6 protein-coding genes and 1 pseudogene are annotated in these 6,443 nt (G+C 72.2%); 6 read left to right on the top strand and 1 reads right to left on the bottom strand.

Translation table 11 applies throughout. The features are described 5' to 3' along the window. Window positions 1-287: pseudogene (locus tag DMH12_RS22050) on the top strand (MFS transporter); the annotation flags it as partial. Between the two features lie 276 nt (window positions 288-563). Then, window positions 564-1,757 carry an acyl-CoA dehydrogenase family protein gene (locus DMH12_RS22045; RefSeq protein ID WP_125493224.1) on the top strand — a complete coding sequence of 398 codons (1,194 nt, stop codon included), beginning with the start codon at window positions 564-566 and terminating at the stop codon, window positions 1,755-1,757. A gap of 63 nt (window positions 1,758-1,820) precedes the next feature. On the opposite strand, the gene DMH12_RS22040 is transcribed toward DMH12_RS22045, so the two are convergent. After that, window positions 1,821-2,258 carry a cell division protein SepF gene (locus DMH12_RS22040; RefSeq protein WP_125493223.1) on the bottom strand — a complete coding sequence of 146 codons (438 nt, stop codon included), beginning with the start codon at window positions 2,256-2,258 and terminating at the stop codon, window positions 1,821-1,823. Window positions 2,259-2,546: 288 nt separating this feature from the next. On the opposite strand from DMH12_RS22040, the gene DMH12_RS22035 reads away from it, so the two are divergent. The 4 genes from DMH12_RS22035 to DMH12_RS22020 all read left to right on the top strand — a co-directional run bounded on the left by DMH12_RS22035 (window position 2,547) and on the right by DMH12_RS22020 (window position 6,184). Then, window positions 2,547-3,737 (top strand): DUF5685 family protein, encoded by a 1,191-nt coding sequence (locus DMH12_RS22035; protein ID WP_125493222.1) that lies wholly within the window; start codon window positions 2,547-2,549, stop codon window positions 3,735-3,737. Window positions 3,738-3,763: 26 nt separating this feature from the next. Further along, a complete protein-coding gene (locus DMH12_RS22030; RefSeq protein WP_125493221.1) occupies window positions 3,764-4,201 on the top strand; it encodes a hypothetical protein in 438 nt (145 codons plus the stop codon). A 90-nt stretch (window positions 4,202-4,291) separates the two neighbouring features. Next, on the top strand, window positions 4,292-5,077 hold the full coding sequence (locus DMH12_RS22025) for a DUF1684 domain-containing protein (protein WP_125493220.1): 786 nt from the start codon (window positions 4,292-4,294) through the stop codon (window positions 5,075-5,077). Between the two features lie 204 nt (window positions 5,078-5,281). Next, window positions 5,282-6,184, top strand: coding sequence for a S1 family peptidase (locus DMH12_RS22020; RefSeq protein ID WP_125493219.1), 903 nt, complete (start codon window positions 5,282-5,284; stop codon window positions 6,182-6,184). The last annotated feature ends 259 nt before the right edge of the window (window positions 6,185-6,443 follow it).

Here is a 6,443-nt window from a genome sequence, read left to right as displayed (position 1 = left end):
GAGTGCCGGGGGTGCCGTCGTCGGCGTCTTCGGCGGCGGGGCACTCGCTGGGGGAGGCGTACGAGGTGGCCGCGCAGCTGGGCGGCTCTGCGGGGGTTGCGCTGCGGCGGGCCGCGGCGGACGCGTTCGTGCACGGGCTGCACGTGACGTTGGTGGTGAGTGCGGGGTTGTTGTTGCTGGGGGCGGTGATGGCGTTGCGGTTGCCGCGGGTGATGCAGTGCGAGGGGGAGGAGGCGGTGTCGGTGCCGGCGCCGCGGGACGCGTCGAAGTCACGCGTCTCGGTGTGACCGAAGGGCTCTCCCGCCCACGCACCACCCGTTCACCGTCGGCCGAGAGGTCGAGGCCGCCCGCGGGGTGCGCCGCCGTCGGCGGCTTGCGGTGGGAGTGCCGCGGACGCCGACGGTGCCAGCCGCCCACGGGCGGCGTTCTCCTGCCGGTTGGCGGTGAACGGGTGGTGCGTGGGCGGGAGACGTGGGGTGGTGGACGTGCGGCACCGGGCATCGTAACGTCGGCATCAGAGTCGTAACTAGCGGCGCTAGTTTTACAGCCCCGGAGGGTGTCCCATGGCCTCGTCCCCCAAGTTGCCCGCCTTCGACCCCGTCGACCCCCTCGGTGTCGACGACCTCCTGGACCCGGAGGACCTGGCGATCCGGGACACCGTGCGGGGCTGGGCCGCCGATCGCGTGCTGCCGTACGTCGCCGACTGGTACGAGCGGGGGGAGCTGCCCGGCATCCGGGAACTCGCCCGCGAACTCGGCGGCATCGGCGCGCTCGGCATGTCGCTGGAGGGCTACGGCTGCGCCGGCGCCACCGCCGTGCAGTACGGCCTCGCCTGCCTGGAGCTGGAGGCGGCCGACTCCGGCATCCGCTCCCTGGTCTCCGTGCAGGGCTCCCTCGCCATGTACGCCATCCACCGCTTCGGCAGCGAGGACCAGAAGCAGGCATGGCTGCCGCGCATGGCCGCCGGTGACGTCATCGGGTGCTTCGGGCTGACCGAGCCCGATCACGGGTCCGACCCGGCCAACATGCGCACCCACGCCAAGCGGGACGGCGGCGGGGACTGGATCCTCAACGGCCGCAAGATGTGGATCACGAACGGGTCGGTGGCCGGCGTCGCCGTCGTCTGGGCGCAGACCGAGGAGGGCATCCGGGGGTTCGTGGTGCCGGCCGACAGCCCCGGCTTCTCCGCCCCCGAGATCAAGCACAAGTGGTCGCTGCGGGCCAGCGTCACCAGCGAGCTGGTCCTGGACGACGTACGGCTGCCCGCCGACGCCGTGCTGCCGGAGGTCACCGGGCTGCGCGGACCGCTCGGCTGTCTCACCCACGCCCGCTACGGCATCGTGTGGGGTTCGATGGGCGCGGCCCGCAGCTCCTTCGAGGCGGCCGTGGAGTACGCGAAGTCGCGGGAGCAGTTCGGGCGGCCCATCGGCGGCTTCCAGCTGACCCAGGCCAAGCTCGCCGACATGGCGGTCGAACTGCACAAGGGGATCCTGCTCGCCCACCACCTCGGGCTGCGCATGGACGCGGGCCGCCTCCGTCCCGAGCAGGTCAGCTTCGGCAAGCTCAACAACGTGCGCGAGGCCATCGACATCTGCCGCACGGCCCGCACGATCCTCGGCGCCAACGGGATCTCCCTCGAATACCCCGTCATGCGGCACGCGACGAACCTGGAATCGGTGCTCACCTACGAGGGCACCGTCGAGATGCACCAGCTGGTGCTGGGCAAGGCGCTCACCGGACTCGACGCCTTCCGGTAGGACGGGTCAGGTCCCGGCGGAGTCCGGCGTGGGGCGGGCGGGGCCGTGGTGAACGGCCCCGCCTCAGCTCTGGTTGAAGAAACCGTCGGAACGGTGCGCGGCGGGCTCGCCGCTGATGACCTGGGTGTCGGCCGGGCTGAGCAGGAACACCCGGGTGGACACCCGCTCGATCGAACCGCGCAGGCCGAAGATGAGCCCGGCGGCGAAGTCGACGACGCGCTTGGCGTCGGTCGCCTCCATGGCCGTCAGGTTCATGATGACCGGGACCCCCTCCCGGAACAGCTCGCCGATGGACCGTGCGTCCCGGAAGCTGTCCGGGGTGACGGTCGCGATGCGGCGGCCCTTCTCCTCGGCCACGTCCGAGGCCACCTTCACCCGCGGGTCCGTGACCCAGGCGTCCCCGGTCTCGGTGCCCTCGGAGTAGTCGTCGTCGTAGTAGCGCTCGTCATCGTTGTCGTCGACGAGGCCGAGCCACGCACTCGCCTTGCGTACCGATCCCATGGACGCCTCCTCTCACAGCGGTCTTTCGTGCTTCCGCATCCCTATGGTCATCCATGATGCGGACGTCGCGCCAAGTGGATAGACGCCGCCCGGGGGGTTTGTGACGGTACTGGTGCACAGCGAATCCGTCGAGAGTCCTTGTGTCCCAAGGGTCGTTTCCCAAACGGCTGCTGACTGTGAGTGAAATATGATTCTTCGCGGCGGACGGGTGAGGCGGGGTGCGTACGGGTGAACGAGGGCTCGGTACGATGCCGCAGCTCAGCGTCGTACCAACCACGGGGGAGTGTCGTGTTCGGAATCGTCAGGCCCTGCAGGCACCGGCTCGGAGAGAGCCTCACGAGCCAGTGGATGGCGCATTTGTGCGGATTGTGTCTCGCTCTGCGCAAGGACCACGGGCAGTTCGCGAGAATCGTGACGAACTACGACGGGCTTCTCATATCGGTTCTGACGGAGGCTCAGGCCGGAAGCGGTGGTGCGGGAGCGGGGCGGCGCACCGCCGGGCCCTGTCCGCTGCGCGGGATGCGTACCGCGTCCGTCGCGCACGGCGAGGGGGCCCGGCTCGCGGCGGCCGTCTCGCTGGTGCTGGCCTCGGCCAAGGTGCGCGACCATGTCGCCGACGGGGACGGCCTGCTGGCGCGCCGTCCGGTGGCCCTCGCCGCCCGCCGGGTCGCCACCGGCTGGGACGCGGCGGGAGCGCGCGGCGGCAGTGCCGTCGGGTTCGACACCGCCGTCCTGGTCGACGCCGTGGACCGGCAGGGCGGCATCGAGGCACTCGCCGGGCCCGGCACACCGCTGCTCACGGTCACCGAGCCGACCGAGACCGCCACCGCCGCCGCCTTCGCGCACACCGCGCACCTCGCCGGCCGCCCGCACAACGCCGAGCCGCTCGCCGAGGCCGGGCGCCTCTTCGGCCGGCTCGCCCATCTCCTGGACGCCGTGGAGGACCGGGAGGCCGACGCCGCGTCCGGTGCCTGGAACCCGCTCACCGCGACCGGGACCCCGCTCACCGAGGCCCGGCGGCTCGCCGACGACGCCGTGCACGGGGTGCGGCTCGCCCTGCGCGAGGCGGAGTTCGGCGACGGGCGGCTCGTGCACCGGCTGCTCGTGCACGAGTTGGGCAACTCCGTCGACCGGGCGTTCGGCACCGTGTCGTGCGCCCACGGCGGCCATCCGTACGCCCCTCCCGGCACCCCGGGCGCGCCCGGTGGCCCCGGCGGGCCGCCGCCCCCGGAACCGCCCCGGCGCGACCGGCGGGGGCTGCTCGCGGGGTGCGCCGTGTGGGTGGGGCTGGCCTGTACGTGCCAGCTGTGCTGCGGCACCTACCACGACCCGTGGAGCGGGGAGCGCAAGGAGGGCTCGTGCACCAACTGCGACTGCGGCGGGTGCGACGGATGCTGCAGCTGCTGCGACTGCTGCAGCAACTGCTGTGACGGCGACGGGTGCGGCTGCGACGGCTGCGACTGCGGGTGCAGCTGCTGAGCCGCCGTCACTCCGTCCGCTCAGGTGTGGAAGACCGGATCCTGGCCGGAGAGCTGGCCGCCCTCGGTGCGGTGGGCGGGGGTGGCCCCTTGATCCGGGCTGTGGGCAGGCTGATGAAGAAGGACGTTCATGAGATCGGGCTGCACGTCCCCCTGCCGTTCGGCGACGTGGTGACGCGCGTCTCCAGCGTGCTGGGGAAGGCGGGCCGTGCGGTCGAAGCGGTACCGGTCGGCGGCGAGGGCGAGGGCGAGGTCGAAGAGACGATTCGCGTGGTGGTGGGCGGGGGAGCCGCCGGTATGAATCCCGTGGTGGTGACGGCACGGGTGCGGAGGGCGGGTGCGGACGGCTCGGAGATTCGGCTCCGCGCAGCTGCCAAGGAGGGCCTGATCAGGCAGCGCGCGGGGGAGAAGACCGCTGTGCGGCTCGCCGCCCTGCTCGCCGCGGAGACCGGCACCGGCGGGTGAGCGCGCGCGGCGCGCTCCGTACCGCGTACGAGGGAGCCACCCTCCGCTCCCACCTCGGTCCGGGCGACCCGGTGTGGAAGGGTTGATCCCATGACGACGGACGCGTCCGACGAGTGGAAGCGGTGGCACGAACACCGCGTGACGACGGTGTCGGCACCCTACGGGCCGCTCGCCCTCACCGGCACGCACTGGCTGGCGGATTATCCGGACGGGCAACTTCCGGACATCCCCGGGCGGTGGACGGCGGACGGCGACGCGGTGCTGCTGACGGCCACCGGTACCGACGGGCTCGCCGTGGACGGGCGGCCCCTCGACGGCGAGGTGCGGCTCACCGCCGACGCGGGGCCGGCCGGTGAGGCCCGGGTGGGGCTCGGGGAGCGGCGGCTGGTCGTGCTGGTCCGCGAGGGCCTGTGGGGCGTACGCGACTTCGACCCGGCGGCCGGCCCGCGGCGGGCGTTCCGCGGTATCGCGGCCACCCCGTACGATCCGCGCTGGTCGGTGCCGGGGCGCTTCACGCCGTACGAGACCGGGTGGCGCAGTGTGCGGGTGCCGAACGCGGACGGCAGGGAGCGTGGCCTGGTCCTCGGCGGGGAGCTGGTCTTCGCCCTGGGCGGGCGGGAGCACACGCTCCAGGTGAGCGTCGAGGACGACGGTTCGCTGTGGGCGGTCTTCGCCGAAGGCACCAGCGGAAGCACCAGTTACCGCTTCCGGTTCCTGCGCCCGGCCGCGCCGGACGCCGAGGGCCGTACGACGGTCGACCTCAACCGCGCGCTGCTGCCGCCGTGCGCGTTCGCCGACCACTTCGTCTGTCCCTTCCCGCCGCCGGGGAACACGCTGGTGGTCCGCGTCGAAGCCGGAGAGCGGGAACTGCGCTGAGGTTCAGCGGGGGTTGGTAAAGGTCGTTCAAAGATCAACGGCCGAAAGGCACCCTTGCGCCGACCGGTCGTTCGGCCGAATACTCCAACCTCAGCGCTTGTCAGGGGCACGACGCTTCCGGAACCCGGAGGTCCGCCCCTGGCTGCGCCTCACGGGCCCAACCCCACACGAGGGCCCCCGACTTCCCATGTGGAGGAACGAAAAGTGAGGATCAAGCGCACCACCCCCCGCAGCGGCATCACGAGACGGACTCGGCTGATCGCCGTATCCACCGGCCTCGTGGCCGCGGCCGCCGTCGCGATCCCCAGCGCGACCGCGGCACCCGCCCCGGTCACCTTCAGCGCCGCCGAACTCAGCAGTGCCAGCGGCGCGGTGCTCAAGGCCGACGTCCCGGGCACCGCCTGGGCCGTCGACAGCAAGTCCGGCCGGGTGCTGCTCACCGTCGACAGCACCGTCTCCCAGGCCGAGATCGCGAAGATCAAGGAGCAGGCCGGCGACAAGGCCGGCGCGCTCACGGTCAAGCGCACGCCCGGCACGTTCAACAAGCTCATCCAGGGCGGCGACGCCATCTACGCGAGCAGCTGGCGCTGCTCCCTCGGCTTCAACGTCCGCGCCTCCAACGGCACCGAGTACTTCCTGACCGCCGGTCACTGCACCGACGGCGCCGGCGCCTGGCGCTCCAGCTCCGGCGGCACCGTCATCGGACAGACGGCGGGCTCCAGCTTCCCGGGCAACGACTACGGCATCGTGCGGTACTCGGGCTCGGTCTCCCGGCCCGGTACCGCGAACGGCGTGGACATCACCCGCGCCGCCACCCCGAGCGTGGGCACCACCGTCATCCGCGACGGTTCCACGACCGGCACCCACAGCGGCCGGGTCACCGCCCTGAACGCCACCGTCAACTACGGCGGCGGCGACGTCGTCGGCGGGCTGATCCAGACCACGGTCTGCGCCGAGCCCGGCGACTCCGGCGGCTCGCTCTACGGCAGCAACGGCACCGCGTACGGTCTGACCTCCGGCGGCAGCGGCAACTGCTCCTCCGGCGGTACGACGTTCTTCCAGCCGGTCACGGAGGCCCTGAGCGCCTACGGCGTCAGCGTCTACTAGTCCGGCCCGGTCGGCAGCACGACGAGCCCCCGTACACCAACCGGTGTGCGGGGGCTCTCCCGTGCCCGGGTCCGGACGGCTCCGCGCCGCCACCGCGTGTAGACGCACATCCGACGGCCGTAAGGCAAGGGGCGATTTTCGGACAGGGGTGGGCCGGTTCGGCCGGCCTTCGGTTACTCGCCCGTAGCGTTTGCTGGTGCGTTCGCTCCGCGAATCCTGCTGGAAGGGACATGAATGGTGAAGGTCGTGTGACCACGCT

The sequence above is a fragment of the Streptomyces sp. WAC 04229 genome (assembly GCF_003947455.1).
GTDB lineage: Bacteria > Actinomycetota > Actinomycetes > Streptomycetales > Streptomycetaceae > Streptomyces.
The sequence above is the reverse complement of the archived record's forward strand: the minus strand, read 5'-3'. Positions and strand labels throughout refer to the sequence as shown.

Coding starts and splice junctions, on each gene's coding strand:
- DMH12_RS22045 (WP_125493224.1), top strand. CDS start 564: ATGGCCTCGTCCCCCAAGTTGCCCGCCTTCGACCCCGTCGACCCCCTC.
- DMH12_RS22040 (WP_125493223.1), bottom strand. CDS start 2,258: ATGGGATCGGTACGCAAGGCGAGTGCGTGGCTCGGCCTCGTCGACGAC.
- DMH12_RS22025 (WP_125493220.1), top strand. CDS start 4,292: ATGACGACGGACGCGTCCGACGAGTGGAAGCGGTGGCACGAACACCGC.